Genomic DNA, 18831 nt, shown 5'->3' on the forward strand with positions numbered 1-18831 from the left:
GATCTACGGGTGGACGGCGGGGGCGACACGCGCCCCCGCCGTCGATCCGAACCCTGAAGGTCAGGCCTGCTCGGCGTCCGCGGCCTGAGCCTCGGCGGCGGGAGCCTCGGCGGCCGGAGCAGCCTCGGTGGCCTCGGCGGCCGGGGCCTCGGCCGGAGCCTCCGCAGCGGCCTCGGCCGGCTTCTCGGCGGCCTCGTCGGAGTCCGCCTTCTTCTCGCCCTCGAGCAGGTCGCGCTCCCACTCGGCCAGCGGCTCGGCGGCGGCCTTCTCGCCCGGCTTCTGGTCGCCGGCAGCGGCGCCGGAACGGGCGATGAGGCCCTCGGCGACGGCGTCGGCGATCACGCGGGTGAGCAGGGTGACGGAGCGGATCGCGTCGTCGTTGCCCGGGATCTTGTAGTCGACCTCGTCGGGGTCGCAGTTGGTGTCGAGGATCGCGACGACCGGGATGTGGAGCTTGCGCGCCTCACCGACGGCGATGTGCTCCTTCTTGGTGTCGACGATCCAGACGGCGCTGGGCACCTTCTGCATCTCGCGGATACCACCGAGGGTCTTCTCCAGCTTGGCCTTCTCGCGGGAGAGGACCAGGAGCTCCTTCTTGGTCAGACCCGAGGCCGCGACGTCCTCGAAGTCGATCGCCTCAAGCTCCTTCAGACGCTGAAGGCGCTTGTAGACGGTCGAGAAGTTGGTGAGCATGCCGCCCAGCCAGCGCTGGTTGACGTAGGGCATGCCGACGCGGGTCGCCTGCTCGGCGATCGCCTCCTGCGCCTGCTTCTTGGTACCGACGAACATGATGGAGCCGCCGTGGGCGACGGTCTCCTTGACGAACTCGTAGGCGCGGTCGATGTACGACAGCGACTGGAGCAGGTCGATGATGTAGATGCCGTTGCGCTCGGTGAAGATGAAGCGCTTCATCTTCGGGTTCCAGCGACGGGTCTGGTGACCGAAGTGGACGCCGCTCTCCAGCAGCTCCCGCATCGTGACGACGGCCATGGCCGTATCTCCTTGGTTCTCGGTTGTGTCCTGACGCCCCGACGCGCCGTGCCACGAGTGGACCGAAGGGCGCTGCCACGACTTTTGAGGGTGGTGGCGGGGCGTGCGAAGTCGACCCGGTGGCCCGGGTCGCCAGAAGAAGTGTACGGGACCACGACAGCGCCGGGTGACGGCGTTGTCCACAACCTGCCGGTGGTCCACAGGCCGGGTCCATGATCAGCGCGGTGGCGTACGTCTGCGCGACATTCTGCGCATGCTTTCCACCGCGTTCGCCCTGGTCCTGTCCGTGCTGACCCACCTGTCCGCGCCGACCCACCTGTCCCCGCCGGCCGCCGGCCCGCCCGCCGTGTGGCCGGTGGGCCCGCCCCGTCCGGTGATCGTGCGCGGCTGGGAGCCGCCCGCGTCGGCGTACGGTCCGGGCCACCGCGGCGTGGACCTGGCCGCCCCGCCGGGCACCGAGGTCCGCGCGGCGGCGGCCGGCCGCGTCTCGTTCGCGGGCCCGGTGGCGGGCCGGGGCGTCCTGTCGGTCACGCTCCCGTCCACCGGCGCCCCGCCGCTGCGCACCACCTACGAACCGGTCCGCCCCCTGGTCCGCCCGGGCGCCGAGGTCGCGGCGGGGCAGGTGGTGGCCGTCGTGGCCGCCGGAGCCCGCTCACACTGCGCGGCCGGGTGCCTCCACTGGGGCCTGCGCCGGGGCGACGCCTACCTCGACCCCTTGTCCCTGCTGCCCCCGGCGTTGCTCCGCCGCCCGCCCTCGCGCCTGCTGCCCCTGACCGGCCCCGCCTGACGGCCGTGCGGAACGCCCCCGCCGGGGGAGGCGCGCAGGGGCGGGCGGTGCGGGGCGGGGCCCGGGGGAAGCCGCGCAGGGGCGGCGGGGGCCGGTGGACGAGGCCCCGGGGGCGGAAGCCGCCCGGGGGGGGCGGCACCGGGCGGGCGGGGGGCCGTGCGGGGGCACCGGCGCGGCCCCTCGGGAGGTGGCGGTCAGATGCCGCGTACGCCCCGGAGCGCCATCGAGACGGCCGTGTCGGCGATGGACGAGGGGTCCTCCGCCGCGCCGAGCTCGATGCGGCGCACCGCCGCGTCGACCACGCCCTGGAGCAGCATCGCGGCCAGCCGCGGCTGTTCCTGACCGAGATCGGCCAGCGCCTCGACGATCATGGCGACGAGCCCGCCGTGGGCCGCGCGGATCTTCTCCCTCGCCCCGTCGTCCAGTTCGCTCGCCGAGATCGCGACGACCGCCCGGTGACGCCGGTCGCCGACGAGGTCGAGCTGGGCGCGGACGTACGCCTCGACCTTGCCGTCGGGGGTGTCCGCCCGCTCCATGGCCGCCTCGACCTCCGCGGCCCAGAGGGGGAAGTCGACCGCGCACAGCTCCTCGACGACGGCGGCGCGCGAGCGGAAGTACTCGTACACGGAGGACCGGGCCAGGCCGGTGCGCTCGGCGAGGGCGGGGAAGGTCAGCGCCTCCGTCCCTCCTTCGGACAGCAGGGCACGCGCGGCGTCCAGCAGGGCGCCGCGCTGCATGGTCCGGTGCTCGGCCACGGAGGCCGCTCGAATCCTGGGCACGGCTCCACTTTACGACCGCCCCTTCGCCGTCACCGCCCTACATCGGCCAGCTTCGCTCTCAGCTGGAGGACCGACTTCGTGTGGATCTGGCTGACACGGCTCTCGGTGACCCCCAGCACGTTGCCGATCTCGGCCAGGGTCAGGCCCTCGTAGTAGTACAGCGTGACGACCGTCTTCTCCCGCTCCGGCAGGGTGTTGATGGCACGGGCCAGCAACCGTCGCAGCTCACGGCCCTCGGCCACCTCGACGGGGTCGTCGGCGGCGGTGTCCTCCAGGGTGTCCATGAGGCTCAGCCGGTCGCCGCCCTCGCCGCCGACGTGCAGCAGCTCCTCCAGGGCGACCACGTTCGCCAGGGACAACTGGCTGAAAACAGCGTGCAGTTCCTCCAGGGCGATGCCCATCTCCGTGGCGACCTCCCCCTCCGACGGAGTGCGCCGCAGCTGGGCCTCCAGGGTGGCGTACGCGCGCTCCACGGCCCGCGCCTTCTGCCGCACCGAGCGCGGGATCCAGTCCAGGGCCCGGAGTTCGTCGATCATCGCGCCGCGGATCCGGGTGATGGCGTACGTCTCGAACTTGATCGACCGCCCGATGTCGAACTTCTCGATCGCGTCGATGAGCCCGAAGACCCCGGACGACACGAAGTCCGCCTGCTCCACGTTGGACGGCAGACCGACGCTCACCCGGCCCGCGACGTACTTCACCAGCGGCGAGTAGTGCAGGATCAACTGTTCCCGCAGCCGCTCGTCGCCCGTGTCCTTGTACGACTGCCACAGCTCGTCGAGCGACGAGGGCGCGGACGGGCGCACGGTGCCCCGGGCGGCGGGGGGCACCGCTGCGCGGTCGGACCCGGAGGTGTGCTGGGGCATGCGTCGCCTTGAGCCGTTCTGCTGAGTGCGAGGGGGGACGGGGGAATGGGGGATGGGGGACGGTATGCGGAGGGGGTAATTCTGGTGAGCGTAGCGTGACTGAGGAGTCGCGGTGAGCGAAGGCCCCTGGATGGTGACTCCATGAGTGCACGTCATCGGCCGCATCTTCGAATGTGGCCCACGGGGCCGACTGCGGGCACGTCGGCCCCGGGGCATCGACCGAGAGAGCCGCGGAGGTCATCGGTATCACTTTTTCACCCGATTGCTGCGGGTCAAGCACCGCCTCGCCGGGTGTTCGGGCGACGTACGGCCTCACGCGTCAACTGCCATCCCTCGCCGTGGCGTTCGACGAACCCCAGGGCGTGGAGTTCGTACAGCCTGCCGAGCGTCTCGTCAACGGCGGTACCCGCGTCACGCGCGATGTCGCTCGCGGTGGCGGCCGTCCCCCGCGCGGGCAGGGCTTCGAGTACCCGCGCGCCGGCCGGGTCGAGGAGGTCCCTGGGCAGGACCGGCCCGCGCCGCTGCGGAGCCAGGTCTCCGATGTTCCCCACCAGCTCCGCGACTTCCGCGGCGTCGGTGACCAGCTCCGCCTCGCCGCGCAGCAACTCGTGCACACCCGCGGAGAGACCGCTGGTGGCCGGGCCGGGGACGCCCATGGTGAACCGGCCGAGCCGCTGTGCGGCACGGGCGGTCACCAGGGACCCGCTGCGGTACTCCGCCTCGACGACGACCGTGCCCCGGGTGAGGGCGGCGATCACGCGGTTGCGGAGGATGAACCGGCTCGGGGTGGGATGGGAGCCGGGCGGCAACTCGCCCACCACCAGGCCCTGTTCGGCGATGCGCCCGATCAGCTCGGCATGGCCACGCGGATAGGCCCGGTCGACCCCGCAGGCCAGCACGGCGACGGTCGCGCCGCCGGCGGCCAGGGCACCCCGGTGCGCGGCGCCGTCGACACCGAAGGCCGCGCCGGAGACGACGACCCAGCCGCGCTCGGCGAGCCCCGAGGCGAGGGTCGCCGCCATGTGCGCCCCGTAGGGCGTGCACGCCCGCGCCCCGACCACCGCGACGGAGCGCAGCGCCCAGCGACGCAGGTCGTACCGGCCACGCACCCAGAGCCCCACGGGCCGGGCATCGCCGAGGTCGTCGAGCTGACTCGGCCACTCCGGGTCGCCCGGCACCACGAAGCGCCCGCCGCACGCCTCCACCGCCGCCAAGTCCCGCTCCGGGTCGGCACGGGCCGCCCGCGTCCGGTACCCCTGGATGCGCTGGTCGCTCACACCGGTCAGCGCGTCGTCCTCGTACGGCACGGACGTCAGCGGCACGGACGTCAGCCGCCGCAACAGCCCCACGGCCCCCAGCTCGCGCAGCCACCGCCCGCCGTGCTCATCACCCGGTTCGACGACCCGCGTCAACGCCGCCCGCGCCCGTCGCTCCTCCTCGGTCACCCCACCGGCCATGCCGCTCCCCCGTCCCATGCCGTCCACCTCCCGTGTCCGTGCGGCCCCCGCCGCCCCTGCCCGGCCCGTTTTTTCGGCTCACCGGACGCCCCGGCGCGCCACCGGCGGCCGCACCCGCCCTCGCACGCACCCGTGGCACCCCCGGCATCCCCGGCATCCCCGCCAGACCGGGGGCGGGACGGCCGCGGCGGGTCACAGCGGCTCCCGGACCGGCATCGGCGCGCCCCGGGCGATCCCGGTGCGCAGCTCCAGCGCCAGATGGACGTCATCGGCGCTTGGGCGGTCACGTCCCGCGAGGTCCGCGACCGTCCAGGCGACCCTCAGCACCCGGTCCAGTCCTCGCGCGGTGAGCAGGCCCCGCTCGATGTCCCGCTCGGCGGCGGCGAGGGCGCCGGGCGCGACCTGCCAGCGGGTGCGCAGCTCATGGCCGGGCACTTCGCAGTTGACGTTCCAGGGGGTGCCGTCCAGCCGGGCGGCGGCTCGCGCCCGGGCGTCCCGCACCCGCGCGGCCACCTCCGCCGTCGTCTCGCCACGCCCTCCCTGGGAGAGCAGGTCGGTGCGGGTGACTGGTTCCACCTCGACACGGAGGTCGACCCGGTCGAGCAGCGGCCCCGACAGCCGCGCCTGGTAGCGGCGGATCACCGATGCGGGGCATTCGCAGCCCGCCCCGTGCAGGGTGTGCCGCCCGCAGGGGCAGGGATTGGCCGCGAGCGCCATCAGGAACCGCGCCGGCAGCCGCACCACGCCCGCGCTGCGCGCCACGACCACGTGGCCGGACTCCAGGGGCTGCCGCAGCGCGTCCAGCGCCTTGCCGGAGAACTCGGGCGCCTCGTCCAGAAAGAGCACTCCTCGATGAGCCAGGGAGACGGCGCCCGGCCTCGGCAGCCCGTTGCCGCCCCCGACCAGCGACTGCATGGTCGCGGAGTGGTGCGGCGCGCAGTACGGCGGCCGGTGCACCAGCGGCTCGCCCGGCGGCAGGAGGCCCGCCACGGAGTGCACCGCGGTGACCTCCAGGGCCTCCTGGCGGGTCAGCGGCGGCAGGACGCTCGGCAACCGCTCGGCCAGCATGGTCTTGCCCGCTCCCGGCGGTCCGGACAGCAGCAGGTGGTGCCCGCCCGCCGCCGCGACCTCCAGGGCGACACGCGCCGCCCGCTGGCCGGCGACGTCCGCGAGGTCGGGTCCGTCGACCGGGTCGGGACCGAGTCCGGTGCCCACGCCGGCACCGGGGACCAACAGTCCGGCGAGCATGGCATCGGGCCGCCCCGCCTCGTCCGGCTCCTCCTCCGGAACCGGCTCGTCGGCGAGTACGGCGATCAGTTGCCGCAGCGTCCGGACGCCGAGGACTGAGACGCCCGGCACCAGCGCGGCCTCCCCCGCCGTCTGCTCCGGGACGACGACCTGCTGGTAGCCGGCCTCCGCGGCGGCGAGAACCGCCGGCAGGACGCCCCGCACGGGTCTGACCCGTCCGTCGAGCCCGAGCTCACCGATGAGGACCAGGTCTGCGATGGTCCGGGGGTCGAGGCGCTCGGCTGCGCCCAGCACCGCTGCCGCGACGGCGAGATCGAACCCCGAACCACTCTTCGGTACGGAGGCCGGGCTGAGCCCGACCGTCAGTTTCTTCTGCGGCCACTCGGCGTCCGAGTTGACGATCGCCGCCCTCACCCTGTCACGGCTCTCCGTGAGGCTCTTGTCCGGCAGCCCGACCAGCGCGAACGTCGCGACGCCCGGCTCCAGGTCCGCCTGGACCTCGACGACCACGCCCTCGACGCCGACGAGGGCGACCGCGCATGTGCGTGCGAACCCCATCAGGCCACTCCCCGCACATGCTCGACGACGGGTGCGCCGCGCCGGGGCAGCAGCACCCCCACCAGATCGATGCGCAGCCCGCCCGGCGGTGGCCCGCCGTGCCGCTCCAGCCAGCAGGCTGCCAGCCGCCGCAAACGCTCGGCCTTGGCGGGTGTCACCGCCGCCATGGGATGTTCGAAACCGCCCTCTCTGCGGGTCTTCACCTCGCAGACGACCACCGTGTCGCCGTCACGGGCGACGATGTCGATCTCGCCGAGCCGTCCGCACCGCCAGTTCCGGGCGAGCGTCGCCATCCCGGCATCGCCGAGCCGGCGGACCGCCAGCTCCTCCCCGTACCGCCCCAGGGCCCCCGTCGCGTTCATTCGGCACCACCTCCGGCACCGACTGTGACGCGTCGGCGCCGGACTTGTGGATCTTGGTGGATAACCGACGCCCTGTGGATAACCCCGTCACCCACAGCAGTGAAAAGACACGCCACCCGCGCGGCCCGCCACCGGACCGGCCCACCGCCAGGACGGCGGCCGGGCTCCCCTGCCGCGGCCCATCACCCCTGCGACCCACCCGCCGGACGACCGGAGCCCACCCGCCCGGCTGCCGGGGCCTACCGCCACAACCCACCCGCGGAAGCCCATCCCTGGAGCCCACCCGCGAAGGCCGTCCCCCGGACGACCGGAGCCCACCTCCCGGACAGCCTCAGCCCACCGGACCGCCTGCACCCACCACACTGCCGCAGCCCACCGCACAGCCGCACCGCACCACCGCGCGCCCACCGCGCCACCGGGCCGCACAACCGCGCGCCCGCCGCGCCACCGCGCCGCACAGCCGCGCGCCCACCGCACCACCGCGCCGCACAGCCGCACCGCACCACCGCAGCCCACCGCCGGCGGGGCTCAGCTGCCGGGCAGCTCCAGGTCGCTCTTGTTGAGCTCCTCGATGTTGACGTCCTTGAAGGTCAGCACACGCACCTGCTTGACGAACCGCGCCGGCCGGTACATGTCCCAGACCCAGGCGTCCGCCATGGAAACCTCGAAGAACACCTCGCCCTGCACCGAATGGACCTGCATCTCGTAATCGTTGGTGAGGTAGAAGCGACGCTCGGTCTCGATCACGTATTTGAACAGACCGACGACATCGCGGTACTCCCGGTAGAGCTTCAGCTCCATCTCGGTCTCGTACTTCTCGAGGTCCTCGGCGCTCATGGCATGTTCCCCTTCAGCCGTGCGTCACCCCATTGTGCTCCGGTCTCCCGCACCCCTAGACGATCTCGGGGGCCAGGACCACCGGCGTACTCGGGGGTCCCTCGTCGAGCAGTGTGCGGAGCAGCTCGGCGAGTCGTGTCGGGTACACCGTCTCACGGGCCGCCGACAGTTCGGCGGAAGTCCACCACCTCAGCCCCGCGACACTGCGGGTTTCGAGCTCCGTCAGCGTGCCGAGGGCCACCTCGGTCCGCGCCGTACGGGCCAGGTAGTACCACTCGTCCTGGTGCCAGCGCCGCCCCGCGAAGGGGAAGGAACAGACGCGCTGCCAGACCACCGGTCCGAGCTCCACCTCCGTGAGGCCGGTCTCCTCGGCGAGCTCCCGCAGCGCCGCCTGCTCCCGGGTCTCGTCGCCCTCGACCCCGCCACCGGGCGTGAACCACCAGGTGTGGGAAGGGTCGTCCGGCTCGTGGCCGTGCAGCAGCAGGATCCGGTCCCGCGGGTCCAGCAGTACCACCCGGGCCACCCTGCGCAGCGGCGTCTCCTCAGGCACCGGCACCGGCCCGCGTCCCGGAGCGGCCCCGCGTACGGGACAGCACCCTGGCGATGGGCCCGTACGCCGCCCCGCCGAGGATCAGCACGGCCCCGGCGACCACCGACCCGACCACCAGCTTCACCGGCCCGGGCCGCGACACGCCGCCCGGCAGTGCCGCGAAGCTCCGCGGCCGCTCCACCATCGCGGTGGACGGCCACGCCACGGCGTCCAGCCGCCCGCTCACCGCGCTGCGCGGCACGGAGCCGTGCCCGGGTCCCTGGAGGTGGACGCGGGAGTCCTGCGAGGTCCCGCGCTCGTCACCGAGCAGGAACATCTGCCCGTCGGGCACCGATGCCGAGAACTCCGTCAGGGACGCCGGCCCACCCGGGCGCAGATACGGTTCTTCGACAGCCTTGCCATTGATCGTGAGCCGGCCGTCGCCGTCGCAGCAGGCGACCTTGTCACCGCCCACGCCGACGACCCGCTTGACCATCGGCAGATCGCCCCAGGCGGGGTCCTCGAAGACCACGACGTCCCCGCGCCGCACCTCGGCGCCGTCGATCCGCTGCGCCAGCACCCGGTCCCCCACCTCGATGGTGGGGGACATCGAGTCGGTCGGCACGGTGTACGGCTGGTACTGGACGGCCCCCCAGACGAACCCGCCGAGGAAGAGCACACAGCCGACGGCCACGGCCAGCCCCGACAGCGCGCTGCCGAGACGGCCGTGGCCGTCGTCCGTGGTGTTGTCCTTGCCCATCCCAGCGCTCCCCACCTTCGGAGATCGACGATCTGGGACGGCACCCTACCCGCGGTCCCCTACCCGGCGGTATGCCCGCCGCGTGCCGACCGGAGGCAGCGCGCGGTCAGCCGTCCCGCCGCTTCCGCCGCCACAGGACGACGGGCAGCGCCACGGCGAGGCCCAGGGCCCCGGGGCCCGCCATCCGGGCGACGGCACTCGACGCCGCCGCCGCGTTCAGCCCCGGCTGGTCGAACGTGTCCGGCACCGGCAGGGTGGACCAGCGGGTCACCGGCCAGGCCACCACGATCGCGCGGCCGACGACCTGGTCGTTGGCGACCGTGCCGCTGCCGGGCAGCTCCTGGTGGTAGCGGGAGTCCAGCGAGTTCTGGCGGTTGTCGCCCATCACCCAGATCCGGCCCTCGGGGACCTTGATCGGCCCGAACGGCTGGTCGTCGCACGGCGTGGTGCCGGGGTGGATGTACGAGGTCTCGTCCAGCGGCTTGCCGTTGACGACGACCTTGCCGCCCTTCTTGCAGCTGACCGTGTCGCCACCGACCGCGACGACCCGCTTGATCAGGTCCTTCTCCTCCGCGGACGGCATCAGGCCGATGAAGCTCAGGAACTTCTGCACCACGTTGGGGTCGGGGGTGGGCTCACCCTCCAGCCAGCCGCCCGGGTCGTGGAAGACCACGACCTCGCCGCGCTCCGGCTCGGAACCGAACCAGGGGGTCAGCTTGTCGACCAGTACCCGGTCACCGCGCTGCAGGGTGTTCATCATCGAGTCCGAGGGGATCGAGAACGCCTGCACCAGGAACGTCTTGATCAACAGCGCCAGCAGCAGCGCGATGCCGATCAGCAGCGGCAGTTCCTTCCAGAAGGAACGCTGCTGCCTGGGCTCACCGGGACCGTCGTCGTCGGCGCCTCCGGGCTCAGTCGGACCGGTCGCGGAGGGAGGCTCCTCGACGGGTCCGGAAGAGGACGACCGTCCGGGCTGCTCGGGCCGCTCCTCGGGCTCGTCGTGTCCGGATCGTGCGCCGACCGCCACATCCCCCACATCCACTCCTCACTCCGTGCAACCGCCTGCCCCACCACAGGGACAGGCCCACCACTCCCATAACGAGCGGGAGTTCCGCAGGGGTCGGGAGCCCGGTCAATCCGTTCACATTCCGAGAGGACACACTATGCGACGCGGCGAGCGCGGTCGCAGTCCCCGTCCGCGAGTCCGGCACGGACGCGAACGTGTCCGGTTCCTCCAGTCTGCGCCAGTGGTCGAGGGGCCAGGCGATGACGACCGCCCGCCCGACGACCTCCTTCTGCGAGACCGTCCCCTGGAACGCCTCGTTGAGGTGGAACCGGGAGTCCGCCGAGTTCGACCGGTGGTCCCCCATCACGAAGATCCGTCCCGCCGGCACCTTCACCTCGAACGGGATGGTGGAAGGGACGTCTCCGGGGTTCAGGTACGGCTCGTCGAGCGGTACGCCGTTGACGGTGACCCTCTTGTTCGCGTCGCAGCACCTGACGGTGTCCCCGCCGACCGCGACGACCCGTTTGATCAGGTCCTGTTCGTCCTCGGACGGGAGCAGACCGATGAAGGTCAGCACCTGCTTGACCTGCTTGACGACCACCGGATCGTCCTCTTTGGGCGTCTGCTCCTGCTGGAGCCAGCCGCCCGGGTCCTTGAACACGACGACGTCACCGCGCCGGGGCTTCGAACCGAACCACGGGGTGAGCTTGTCGACCAGGACCCGGTCGTCGATCCTGATCGTCTGCTCCATGGAGCCGGACGGGATGACGAAGGCCTGCACCAGGAAGGTCTTCAGGACGAGGGCGATGAGCAGCGCCACCGTGATGAGGAGAGGTATCTCCTTGACGGCCGAGCGGCGCCGGCGCCGCTTGACCTTGCGGGCCAGTTTGCGCCGCTCCGCGCGCCCCGGCAGGGACCGGCCGCCGTCCGTGGGCCGTGTCCCGGTGGGCAGCCGGGTGTCGGCCCGGTGACTCCCCTGCTTGCCCCGGTTACCCATGGCCCCCGCCCGCCGCCCCCGCCTCCGGTACGCCGCGGAAGGCGCCCGTCGGCCGTACCTCCGACCAGCGTCCGAACGGCCAGCCGATCCAGTCCGCCCGCCCGATCACCCGGTCCACGGGCACCATGCCGCCGCCCGGGGAGCCCAGGTGGTCGCGGGAGTCGCGGGAGTGGCTCCGGTGGTCGCCCATCACCCACAGGGTGCCGTGGGGTACGACGATGTCGAAGGGCACCTGGGAGGGCACGTCACCGGGGTACAGGTAGCCCTCGGCCACGGGTACGCCGTTCACTTCGACCCTGCCCCCCTTGTCGCAGCACTTCACCCGGTCGCCGCCCACCCCCACGACGCGTTTCACGAAGTCGGTGTCGGCCGGCTCGGCGAGGCCGAGGGCCGCGGCCGCCCCGTGCAGCAGTCCGGCGACCGGATTCCCCTCCGGCGCCTCCCGGACGAAGGACCCGGTGCCGTCGAAGACGATCACGTCCCCGCGCCCCGGCTCGGAACCGAAACGGTACGCCAGCTTGTTCACCAGCACCCGGTCACCGATCCGCAGCGTGGGTTCCATGGAGCCGCTGGGGATCTGGAAGGGCTGCAGCACGAAGTGGCTCAGCAGCAGCAGGAAGACCGCGCAGGCCAGGCCGGTCAGACCGAACCGCCGCCGGAAAAGCACGGAGCGCGACCGCTCCTCCGGATCGGAGGAACGGTCGCGCTCGGTGTGCTGTGCTTCGGTGTCCATCGGAGCCAGATGGTATCCGGCCCTCCTGTGACACTCGGTGCGAAGCCGTGGCGCGACGGGCGTGAGCCGGAGCTCAGTTGTCGCGCTTCTCCTTGATCTTGGCAGCCTTGCCGCGCAGCTCACGCAGGTAGTAGAGCTTGGCGCGACGGACGTCACCGCGGGTCACGAGCTCGATCTTCTCGAAGATCGGGCTGTGCACCGGGAAGGTGCGCTCGACGCCGACGGAGAAGGAGACCTTGCGGACGGTGAACGTCTCGCTGACGCCCGAGCCCTGGCGGCGGATGACGACGCCCTTGAACTGCTGGATACGGGAGCGGTTGCCCTCGATGACGCGAACGTGGACGTTCACGGTGTCACCGGGACGGAACGCGGGGACGTCGGTCCGCAGCGACGCGGAGTTGACGACGTCGAGCACGTGAGACATGTGTGTCTGCTTCCTCGCTGATGCCACAGGTCATCAACGGAATATCGGGATGAGAAAAGGGTGCTGGCCACATCGGACGGGCGTCGTGTCCCCCTGTGGCAGGGGCGCACGCCGGACGTACAGCAGCGGCCTATTCTTCCACGGCCTGAGGCCTGCGCCAAAATCGGCCACCGGGTTCCGGTGCCCAGCCCAGCAGGGAGAGGGTCTCCCGGTCCTTCTTGTCGAAGGCGGACGCCTCGCAGCGCTCGATCAGGTCCGGCCTGTTGCGGGCGGTCCGCCGCAGCGCCTCGTCCCTCCGCCAGCGGGCGATCCTCCCGTGGTGCCCGCTGAGCAGCACGTCGGGGATACCGCGGCCGCGCCACTCGGGCGGCTTGGTGTAGACGGGGCCTTCCAGCAGGTTCGCCATCGCGCCGGGGGCGAAGGAGTCGTCCCGGTGGGACTCGGCGTTGCCCAGGACACCGGGCAGCAGCCGCGCCACGGCTTCGGTGACGACCAGGACGGCGGCTTCCCCGCCGGCGAGCACGTAGTCGCCGATGGACACCTCGTACACCGGTATCCGGGTGGCGTACTCGTCGATGACGCGACGGTCGATGCCTTCGTACCGGGCGGGGATGAAGACCAGCCACGGGCGCCGGGACAGCTCGACGGCTAGTTCCTGGGTGAACGGCCGCCCGCTGGGGGTGGGGACGACCAGCGCCGGCCCGTGCGAGCCGCCTTCGTAACCGGAGGCCAGCACGTCGTCCAGGGCGTCGCCCCAGGGCTCGGTCTTCATGACCATGCCGGGGCCGCCGCCGTAGGGGGTGTCGTCGACCGTGTTGTGCCGGTCGTAGGTCCACCGGCGCAGGTCGTGCACGTGGACGTCGAGCTGACCGCGGGCGCGCGCCTTGCCGACGAGGGAGACGTTCAGCGGTTCCAGGTACTCGGGGAAGATCGTGACGACGTCGAGCCGCATCAGCTCTCGTCCTCCGCGTCCCTGGACGAGGCGATCTCGCTGCGGTCGTCGATGAGTCCGGGCGGAGGGGTGATGACGGCCTTCTGGGCGTCGAGGTCGATGTCGGCGACGATCTCCTCGACGAACGGGATCATGACCTCGGTCCCGTCGGGCCGTTCCACCACGAACAGGTCCTGGGACGGCAGGTGCGAGATCTCGGTGATCCGGCCGACCAGGGTGCCGTCGACGAGGACGACGTCCAGGTCCATCAGCTGGTGGTCGTAGTACTCGTCGGGCTCCTCCGGACGCTCGTCCGGGTCGACGTCGGCGATGAGCAGGGTGTTGCGCAGCGCCTCGGCGGCGTTGCGGTCCCGTACGCCCTCGAAGCGCAGCAGGAGCCGGCCGCTGTGGACCCGGCCGGTCTCGATGGTCAGCGGTCCGGCGGAGGCCGGGTCCGTGGCCAGTACGGCACCGGGCGCGAGCCGCAGTTCGGGCTCGTCCGTACGCACCTCGACGGTGACCTCGCCCTTGATCCCGTGGGCGCGGCCGATCCGTGCGACTACCAGCTGCACGTCTTCATCTCTCCTGTCCTACGACAACGGGCCGGGGTGGGCCGTAGCCCTCCCCGGCCCGTGCCGGCGCATTTAAGGTAAAACAGCCAACTCGTTCAGCGGACCTGGTCCACGTCGACGAGGTCGACGCGGATGCCCCGGCCGCCGATGGCGCCCACGACGGTACGCAGAGCGCGAGCGGTGCGGCCGTTGCGACCGATCACCTTGCCGAGGTCGTCGGGGTGGACCCTGACCTCCAGCACGCGCCCCCGGCGCAGGTTGCGCGAGGCGACCTGCACGTCGTCGGGGTTGTCGACGATGCCCTTCACGAGGTGCTCGAGAGCCTCCTCGAGCATGCTCAGGCCTCGGTCGACTCGGTGGACGCTGCCGTAGACTCAGTCTCGGCCTCGTCCGCCTTCTTGTCGGCCTTCTTCGCCTTGGGGGTGATGGCCTCACCCTTCGTGTCGTCGCCCTCGAGCGCCTTGGCGAAGGCGTCGAAGGAGGCGCGCTTGTCTTCCTTGGCCGCCGGGGCGAGCAGCGGCTTCTCCGGGGCCGGGAGGCCCTTCACCTTCTGCCAGTCGCCGGTGAGCTTCAGGATCGCGAGGACCGGCTCGGTCGGCTGGGCGCCGACGGACAGCCAGTACTGCGCACGCTCCGAGTCGACCTCGATGCGCGACGGGTTCTGCACCGGGTGGTACAGGCCGATCTCCTCGATGGCCCGGCCGTCACGGCGGGTACGGGAGTCGGCGACGACGATGCGGTAGTGAGGCGAACGGATCTTGCCCAGACGCTTCAGCTTGATCTTGACTGCCACGGGTGTGGTGTCTCCTGGTCTTGACGTGGTTGGGCACAACGGGATGCCGCGTGGGGTTGCGGTACTCGAGTGCCCGATGGACGCGTCAGCCGGAGGAGAGAGGGGTCCTGTTCGACTGTCGAGTACAGCTAGCCATTGTGCCACATCACGCGGGGTCAGCTCGCCGCGCCCACGGCTTCCGGAATGCGGAAGGGCTTCCCGCAGCCGCCGCACACGATGGGCGCCTGCGCCAGGACCGAGGGCACGACCCGGACGTTGCGGCCGCAGTCGCACACGGCCTTGACCCGCACACCGCCACCGGAGGAGCCGTGCCGGGCGGCCGGCCCGCGGAAGGAGCGCTTGGTGTCCGCCGCCGTGGCGACCGTGTGCGCCTTGAGGGCGCGCTGCAGCCGCTCGATCGTCGGGCGGTACCGGCGCTTCGCCTCGGGGCTGAGCGTGACCAGGGAGAAGCCGCTGCTGGGGTGCGGTTCCTCGGAGTGGTCCAGGCCCATCTCCTCGGCGATCGCCAGGAATCTGCGGTTGTGGTAGCGACCGGCGCGCGAGGTGTCGCGGACGCCCCGCGCGGCGGCGATGCCGTGGACTGCCTCATGGAGCAGTCGTTCGAAGGAGAGCTCGGCGCCACACGCGGACGACGACTCTCCGATCAGGGATTCGGGCGCGGCAAGATCGGGCAGCTCGGGGTGGTGCCGCTGAATGTCGGCCCACGCCTGTGCCAGCTCTGCGGCGAGAACAGGTGGTGTCGTGCTCACGTCGTGACAACGAGCCGGAGTGCCCGCGGGTTCCATTCCGGGGCATCCCAAATAATTTGCACGTACCAGTCAGTTGCCGCTGATGCGTCTTGACGAGGGCCACTGCGCTGATCTGCGGAGAAGCCGCTCAGCTGCCGACAAGGTGGTACGTAGCGGCGCGTACGCCCCGGCGCGTGGTCGCTGCTTGCGCGCCGGTCGCCGACCCGGAGACGGGGCGCGCGGAGCGGGATGCCGACCCGCGCCGTGGGTGACAGTACCGGGGCCGTGCCCGGCACGCGGCACCGCCCCGGCCGGGGCGCCACCACGGCCGGTGGAACCGCAGGCCAGGACGGGCGGCGGGGGCCGGGACCGTTCCCTGGCATGGCGGGAATCACCGACCCACTCCACTATGGGAGGTGGCTCGCGCCGCACTCGGGGGCGCACGACCGGGGCACGCAAGCATTGCGCCCCGACCCCTGGACTTGGGGGCGGATGCGGAGTTCCCTGGCTACGGGGAGTGCGAGCGCACGTACACGGGGGCCTGTCAATCAGGGCACAGACGCACAGATGGACCTCTCGGCGGATTGGGGCGCTTTCGATGACACCTATGCTCGTCCAGCACCACCCCCACCCGGCCTCGGCCCCTCCGGCTTCGGATGCGCCCGGCCGTGCCCGCGACTGGGCGGAGATCCAGGAACGGATGCTGGTTCCGCTCTACGAAGCGGTGTACGAGCATCTGGAGGTAGGTACCGGTACGCGGCTGCTCGGTCTCGGATGCGGCTCGGGCCTGGCCCTGCTGATGGCCGCGGCGCGCGGCGCCCAGGTCACGGGCGTCGACACGGACCACGCGCGCGTGGACCTGGCCCGCAAGCGGCTGCTGCCGGACACGGGCGGGCGTGAGGCCCACGGGTGCGGCGAGACCAAGCTGCTCTACGGCGGGCCCGCCGACGCCGCGGATGCCACCCGTCCGGCGTACAACCTCATCACGGCCTTCCAGCCGATCGGCTGCACCGCCGACGACTCCGACGGGCTGGCGCCCGCCCTCGCGACGGCCGTACGGCTGGCGGAGCGGGGCAGCGCGGTGGTGCTGGCGGGCTGGGGTCCGCCGGAGCGGTGCGCCACCTCTGCGGTGTTCCGCGTGGCGGGCCGGCTGACCGAACGGCTGCGCACGGGCGCCACCTGGCGGCCCGCTCTCCGGGACGACCTGGAGGAGGTGGCCGCGCGGGCCGGGCTGAGGCCGGACGGCTCGGGGCGGGTGGCCTGCCCGTTCGGGTACGCGGACATCGGGAGCGCCGTACGCGGACTGTTCTCGACCGGCCTGTTCGACCCGGCGGTGGCCGCCTCGGACCAGGCGACGGTGGAGAAGGAGGTCATCGAGGCCCTCCACCCGCATGTGCGTCCCGACGGGACCGTATGGATGCCCAACGTGTTCCGCTACCTGGTCGCCAGGACGCCCTGACGGCCGGTGGCCGGGGTGCCGGTGCCGTGACGGTCCCCGCCCGGGGTCACTCCTTGGCGAGACGGGTGATGCCGGCGGCCCGGTAGGCCGCTTCCTCCTCCAGCGTCTCGTTCTCCAGGAGCGCCGCCGCCAGAGCGTCCAGCCTGGGGCGGTGCTCCTGGAGCTGCCGACAGGCGCTCGCGTAGCACTCGTCGACGATGCGGCGCGTCTCGTGGGCCACCGCGTCCAGCGTCGCCGGGGCCGCCGACAGCCCGTACGCCTGCTGCGCGTCGCCGGGGATGGCGCTGAGCCGGCCGACCCGCTCGCTCATGCCCCAGCGGCCCGCCATACCGCGCGCGATGCCGGTGACCTGCTCCAGGTCGCTCTCCGAGCCGGTGGTGACGACGCCGAAGACGACGTGCTCGGCCGCCATTCCGCCGAGGGCCCCGATGATCCGTCCGCGCAGGTACTCCTCCGTGTACGCGTACTTGTCGGCGTCCGGCGTCGAGAGGGTCACGCCGAGGGCCCGCCCGCGCGGGACGATGGTGACCTTGCGGACCGGGTCGGCACCGGGCTGGAGCATGCCGAGCAGTGCGTGGCCGCTTTCGTGGTAGGCGGTGCGGCGCCGCTCCTCCAGGGGCATGACCAGGGCGCGTTCGGCGCCGAGCTGGATCTTCTCCAGGGCGTGGGAGAAGTCGGAACGGGTGACCTGGTGCTGTCGGCGCCTGACCGCGAGGAGGGCGGCCTCGTTCGCGAGGTTGGCCAGCTCGGCGCCGGTCATGCCCGGTGTGGTGCGGGCGACCTGGGCGAGGTCCACGTCGCCGGCGAGCGGGATGTCGCGGGTGTGGATGCGGAGGATGGCCTCGCGGCCGCCCCGGTCGGGCGGGCTGACGTGGACGATCCGGTCGAAGCGGCCGGGCCGGGTCAGCGCCGGGTCCAGGACGTCCGCGCGGTTGGTGGCCGCGATGACGATGACGCCCTCGGAGCCGGAGAAGCCGTCCATCTCCGTGAGGATCTGGTTCAGCGTCTGTTCCCGCTCGTCGTGCCCGCCCATGGCCCCGCCGCCACCTCTGGCGCGGCCGATGGTGTCGATCTCGTCGATGAAGACGATCGCCGGTGCGACCTTGCGCGCCTCGTTGAACAGCTCCCGTACACGGGAGGCTCCGACGCCGACGATCATCTCGATGAACTCGGAGGCGGACGCGGAGAAGAACGGCACACCCGCCTCGCCCGCCACGGCCCGGGCCAGCAGCGTCTTGCCGGTGCCGGGCGGTCCGGCCAGCAGCACGCCGCGCGGCATCTTGGCGCCCATCCTCCGGTAGGCCTGTGGGTTGCGCAGGAAGTCGACGACGTCGTTGAGTTCACCCTCCACCTCGTCGATCCCCGCGACGTCGGCGAACGTGGTGCGCCGGCCCGCCTCCGGTTCGACCGGCTTCGGCGGGCCCTTGCGGCCGAGCATGCCACCCGCCCCGAAACCGGCGCCGCCCCTCACGCGCCGGGCGATGAACAGCCACAGCACGACCAGGAGCAGGAGCGGCGCCAGCGAGAACAGCAGGTTGGCGAGCAGGCTGGGCCTCTCGAGGACCGGCTCGGCGGTCACGGTGACGTTCTGCTTCGTCAGCTGTGCCCACAGGTCGTCGTCGGCGAACGCCGGCCGCTGGGTGGTGAAGCGCTCCTTGTTCTCGAGCTCGCCCTCGATGGCGTCGCCCTTGGAGTAGATCCTGGCGACGTTCCCGTCCGAGACCTGTCGGCTGAATTCGGTGTACGAGATGGTCCGCCCGTCCCCCTCGCCGAAGACGGTCAGGGCCAGATTGGTCAGCCCGAAGACGGCCAGGGCGGCGAGGAGCAGCCAGAGCCAGCCGGGCACCCGCCGGCGCGGCGGGGCCGGCGGCGGTGCGCCCTCGGAGCGCCAGGGCTGGTCGGGGCGGTCGCGCGGGGGGACGGAATTGGCCACGCAGCCATCATGCGAGAGCCGGACGCGACCGGCACGACGGACACGTCCGTCGACGGGGCCGCGGGGCCGGTACACGCGAAAG

21 protein-coding genes are annotated in these 18831 nt (G+C 72.3%); 2 read left to right on the forward strand and 19 right to left on the reverse strand.

All coding sequences use genetic code 11. The features are described 5' to 3' along the window. Positions 1 to 60 precede the first annotated feature (60 nt). On the reverse strand, positions 61 to 990 hold the full coding sequence (rpsB, locus tag ABD347_RS28965) for a 30S ribosomal protein S2 (protein WP_344366759.1): 930 nt from the start codon (positions 988 to 990) through the stop codon (positions 61 to 63). A gap of 253 nt (positions 991 to 1243) precedes the next feature. On the opposite strand from rpsB, the gene ABD347_RS28970 reads away from it, so the two are divergent. Further along, entirely contained in the window at positions 1244 to 1777 is a 534-nt protein-coding gene (locus ABD347_RS28970; RefSeq protein WP_344366761.1) for a peptidoglycan DD-metalloendopeptidase family protein, read from the forward strand. Positions 1778 to 1971: 194 nt separating this feature from the next. On the opposite strand, the gene ABD347_RS28975 is transcribed toward ABD347_RS28970, so the two are convergent. The 17 genes from ABD347_RS28975 to ABD347_RS29055 all read right to left on the reverse strand — a co-directional run bounded on the left by ABD347_RS28975 (position 1972) and on the right by ABD347_RS29055 (position 15378). Further along, positions 1972 to 2532: a TetR/AcrR family transcriptional regulator gene (locus tag ABD347_RS28975; RefSeq protein WP_344366911.1), complete on the reverse strand. Its 561-nt coding sequence runs from the start codon at positions 2530 to 2532 to the stop codon at positions 1972 to 1974. Between the two features lie 53 nt (positions 2533 to 2585). Then, positions 2586 to 3422, reverse strand: coding sequence for an RNA polymerase sigma factor WhiG (gene whiG, locus ABD347_RS28980; RefSeq protein WP_344366762.1), 837 nt, complete (start codon positions 3420 to 3422; stop codon positions 2586 to 2588). 272 nt (positions 3423 to 3694) lie between these two features. After that, positions 3695 to 4897, reverse strand: coding sequence for a DNA-processing protein DprA (gene dprA / locus ABD347_RS28985; RefSeq protein WP_344366764.1), 1203 nt, complete (start codon positions 4895 to 4897; stop codon positions 3695 to 3697). Between the two features lie 174 nt (positions 4898 to 5071). Continuing rightward, positions 5072 to 6685 carry a YifB family Mg chelatase-like AAA ATPase gene (locus ABD347_RS28990; protein ID WP_344366766.1) on the reverse strand — a complete coding sequence of 538 codons (1614 nt, stop codon included), beginning with the start codon at positions 6683 to 6685 and terminating at the stop codon, positions 5072 to 5074. After that, positions 6685 to 7047: a YraN family protein gene (locus tag ABD347_RS28995; protein ID WP_344366768.1), complete on the reverse strand. Its 363-nt coding sequence runs from the start codon at positions 7045 to 7047 to the stop codon at positions 6685 to 6687. Before ABD347_RS28995 ends, ABD347_RS28990 begins: the two co-directional genes overlap by 1 nt. 528 nt (positions 7048 to 7575) lie before the next feature. Continuing rightward, positions 7576 to 7884: a DUF2469 domain-containing protein gene (locus ABD347_RS29000; protein WP_005311352.1), complete on the reverse strand. Its 309-nt coding sequence runs from the start codon at positions 7882 to 7884 to the stop codon at positions 7576 to 7578. Between the two features lie 55 nt (positions 7885 to 7939). Continuing rightward, complete coding sequence (locus ABD347_RS29005; RefSeq protein ID WP_344366912.1) at positions 7940 to 8434, reverse strand: NUDIX hydrolase; 495 nt, start codon at positions 8432 to 8434, stop codon at positions 7940 to 7942. Further along, the gene (lepB, locus tag ABD347_RS29010; RefSeq protein ID WP_344366770.1) at positions 8427 to 9173 is read right to left on the reverse strand and encodes a signal peptidase I; all 747 of its coding nucleotides are present in this window, start codon (positions 9171 to 9173) and stop codon (positions 8427 to 8429) included. Before lepB (ABD347_RS29010) ends, ABD347_RS29005 begins: the two co-directional genes overlap by 8 nt. A gap of 106 nt (positions 9174 to 9279) precedes the next feature. Continuing rightward, positions 9280 to 10200, reverse strand: a complete 921-nt coding sequence (gene lepB, locus ABD347_RS29015; RefSeq protein WP_344366914.1) for a signal peptidase I — start codon at positions 10198 to 10200, stop codon at positions 9280 to 9282. Continuing rightward, the gene (lepB, locus tag ABD347_RS29020; protein WP_344366771.1) at positions 10085 to 11176 is read right to left on the reverse strand and encodes a signal peptidase I; all 1092 of its coding nucleotides are present in this window, start codon (positions 11174 to 11176) and stop codon (positions 10085 to 10087) included. The genes lepB (ABD347_RS29015) and lepB (ABD347_RS29020) overlap by 116 nt, the downstream gene beginning before the upstream one ends. Then, entirely contained in the window at positions 11169 to 11909 is a 741-nt protein-coding gene (lepB, locus tag ABD347_RS29025; protein ID WP_344366772.1) for a signal peptidase I, read from the reverse strand. Before lepB (ABD347_RS29025) ends, lepB (ABD347_RS29020) begins: the two co-directional genes overlap by 8 nt. A 73-nt stretch (positions 11910 to 11982) precedes the next feature. Then, the gene (gene rplS, locus ABD347_RS29030) at positions 11983 to 12333 is read right to left on the reverse strand and encodes a 50S ribosomal protein L19 (protein WP_344366774.1); all 351 of its coding nucleotides are present in this window, start codon (positions 12331 to 12333) and stop codon (positions 11983 to 11985) included. Positions 12334 to 12463: 130 nt separating this feature from the next. After that, the gene (trmD, locus tag ABD347_RS29035; protein WP_344366775.1) at positions 12464 to 13285 is read right to left on the reverse strand and encodes a tRNA (guanosine(37)-N1)-methyltransferase TrmD; all 822 of its coding nucleotides are present in this window, start codon (positions 13283 to 13285) and stop codon (positions 12464 to 12466) included. After that, entirely contained in the window at positions 13285 to 13836 is a 552-nt protein-coding gene (gene rimM / locus ABD347_RS29040; RefSeq protein WP_344366777.1) for a ribosome maturation factor RimM, read from the reverse strand. The genes trmD and rimM overlap by 1 nt, the downstream gene beginning before the upstream one ends. A gap of 95 nt (positions 13837 to 13931) precedes the next feature. Further along, positions 13932 to 14171, reverse strand: coding sequence for an RNA-binding protein (locus ABD347_RS29045; RefSeq protein ID WP_005311361.1), 240 nt, complete (start codon positions 14169 to 14171; stop codon positions 13932 to 13934). Between the two features lie 2 nt (positions 14172 to 14173). Then, positions 14174 to 14629 carry a 30S ribosomal protein S16 gene (gene rpsP, locus ABD347_RS29050; RefSeq protein WP_344366779.1) on the reverse strand — a complete coding sequence of 152 codons (456 nt, stop codon included), beginning with the start codon at positions 14627 to 14629 and terminating at the stop codon, positions 14174 to 14176. A gap of 155 nt (positions 14630 to 14784) precedes the next feature. After that, positions 14785 to 15378, reverse strand: a complete 594-nt coding sequence (locus tag ABD347_RS29055; RefSeq protein WP_198944041.1) for a hypothetical protein — start codon at positions 15376 to 15378, stop codon at positions 14785 to 14787. Between the two features lie 577 nt (positions 15379 to 15955). Between ABD347_RS29055 and ABD347_RS29060 the strand changes: the two genes are divergently transcribed. Next, on the forward strand, positions 15956 to 16816 hold the full coding sequence (locus ABD347_RS29060) for a methyltransferase domain-containing protein (protein ID WP_344366781.1): 861 nt from the start codon (positions 15956 to 15958) through the stop codon (positions 16814 to 16816). Positions 16817 to 16862: 46 nt separating this feature from the next. Here ABD347_RS29060 and ftsH read toward each other — a convergent pair whose 3' ends face one another. Continuing rightward, a complete protein-coding gene (gene ftsH, locus ABD347_RS29065; protein ID WP_344366783.1) occupies positions 16863 to 18749 on the reverse strand; it encodes an ATP-dependent zinc metalloprotease FtsH in 1887 nt (628 codons plus the stop codon). Positions 18750 to 18831: the final 82 nt, after the last annotated feature.

Origin of the sequence: Streptomyces gobitricini (genome assembly GCF_039532985.1) — a bacterium.
In the GTDB taxonomy this organism is placed as follows: domain Bacteria; phylum Actinomycetota; class Actinomycetes; order Streptomycetales; family Streptomycetaceae; genus Streptomyces; species Streptomyces gobitricini.

Excerpts from the sequence above, each read along its gene's own strand:
- rpsB (WP_344366759.1), bottom strand. The coding sequence starts at position 990 with ATGGCCGTCGTCACGATGCGGGAGCTGCTGGAGAGCGGCGTCCACTTC.
- ABD347_RS28970 (WP_344366761.1), top strand. The coding sequence starts at position 1,244 with ATGCTTTCCACCGCGTTCGCCCTGGTCCTGTCCGTGCTGACCCACCTG.
- whiG (WP_344366762.1), bottom strand. The coding sequence starts at position 3,422 with ATGCCCCAGCACACCTCCGGGTCCGACCGCGCAGCGGTGCCCCCCGCC.
- dprA (WP_344366764.1), bottom strand. The coding sequence starts at position 4,897 with ATGGGACGGGGGAGCGGCATGGCCGGTGGGGTGACCGAGGAGGAGCGA.
- ABD347_RS28990 (WP_344366766.1), bottom strand. The coding sequence starts at position 6,685 with ATGGGGTTCGCACGCACATGCGCGGTCGCCCTCGTCGGCGTCGAGGGC.
- ABD347_RS28995 (WP_344366768.1), bottom strand. The coding sequence starts at position 7,047 with ATGAACGCGACGGGGGCCCTGGGGCGGTACGGGGAGGAGCTGGCGGTC.
- ABD347_RS29000 (WP_005311352.1), bottom strand. The coding sequence starts at position 7,884 with ATGAGCGCCGAGGACCTCGAGAAGTACGAGACCGAGATGGAGCTGAAG.
- lepB (WP_344366770.1), bottom strand. The coding sequence starts at position 9,173 with ATGGGCAAGGACAACACCACGGACGACGGCCACGGCCGTCTCGGCAGC.
- lepB (WP_344366771.1), bottom strand. The coding sequence starts at position 11,176 with ATGGGTAACCGGGGCAAGCAGGGGAGTCACCGGGCCGACACCCGGCTG.
- lepB (WP_344366772.1), bottom strand. The coding sequence starts at position 11,909 with ATGGACACCGAAGCACAGCACACCGAGCGCGACCGTTCCTCCGATCCG.
- rplS (WP_344366774.1), bottom strand. The coding sequence starts at position 12,333 with ATGTCTCACGTGCTCGACGTCGTCAACTCCGCGTCGCTGCGGACCGAC.
- trmD (WP_344366775.1), bottom strand. The coding sequence starts at position 13,285 with ATGCGGCTCGACGTCGTCACGATCTTCCCCGAGTACCTGGAACCGCTG.
- ABD347_RS29045 (WP_005311361.1), bottom strand. The coding sequence starts at position 14,171 with ATGCTCGAGGAGGCTCTCGAGCACCTCGTGAAGGGCATCGTCGACAAC.
- ABD347_RS29060 (WP_344366781.1), top strand. The coding sequence starts at position 15,956 with ATGACACCTATGCTCGTCCAGCACCACCCCCACCCGGCCTCGGCCCCT.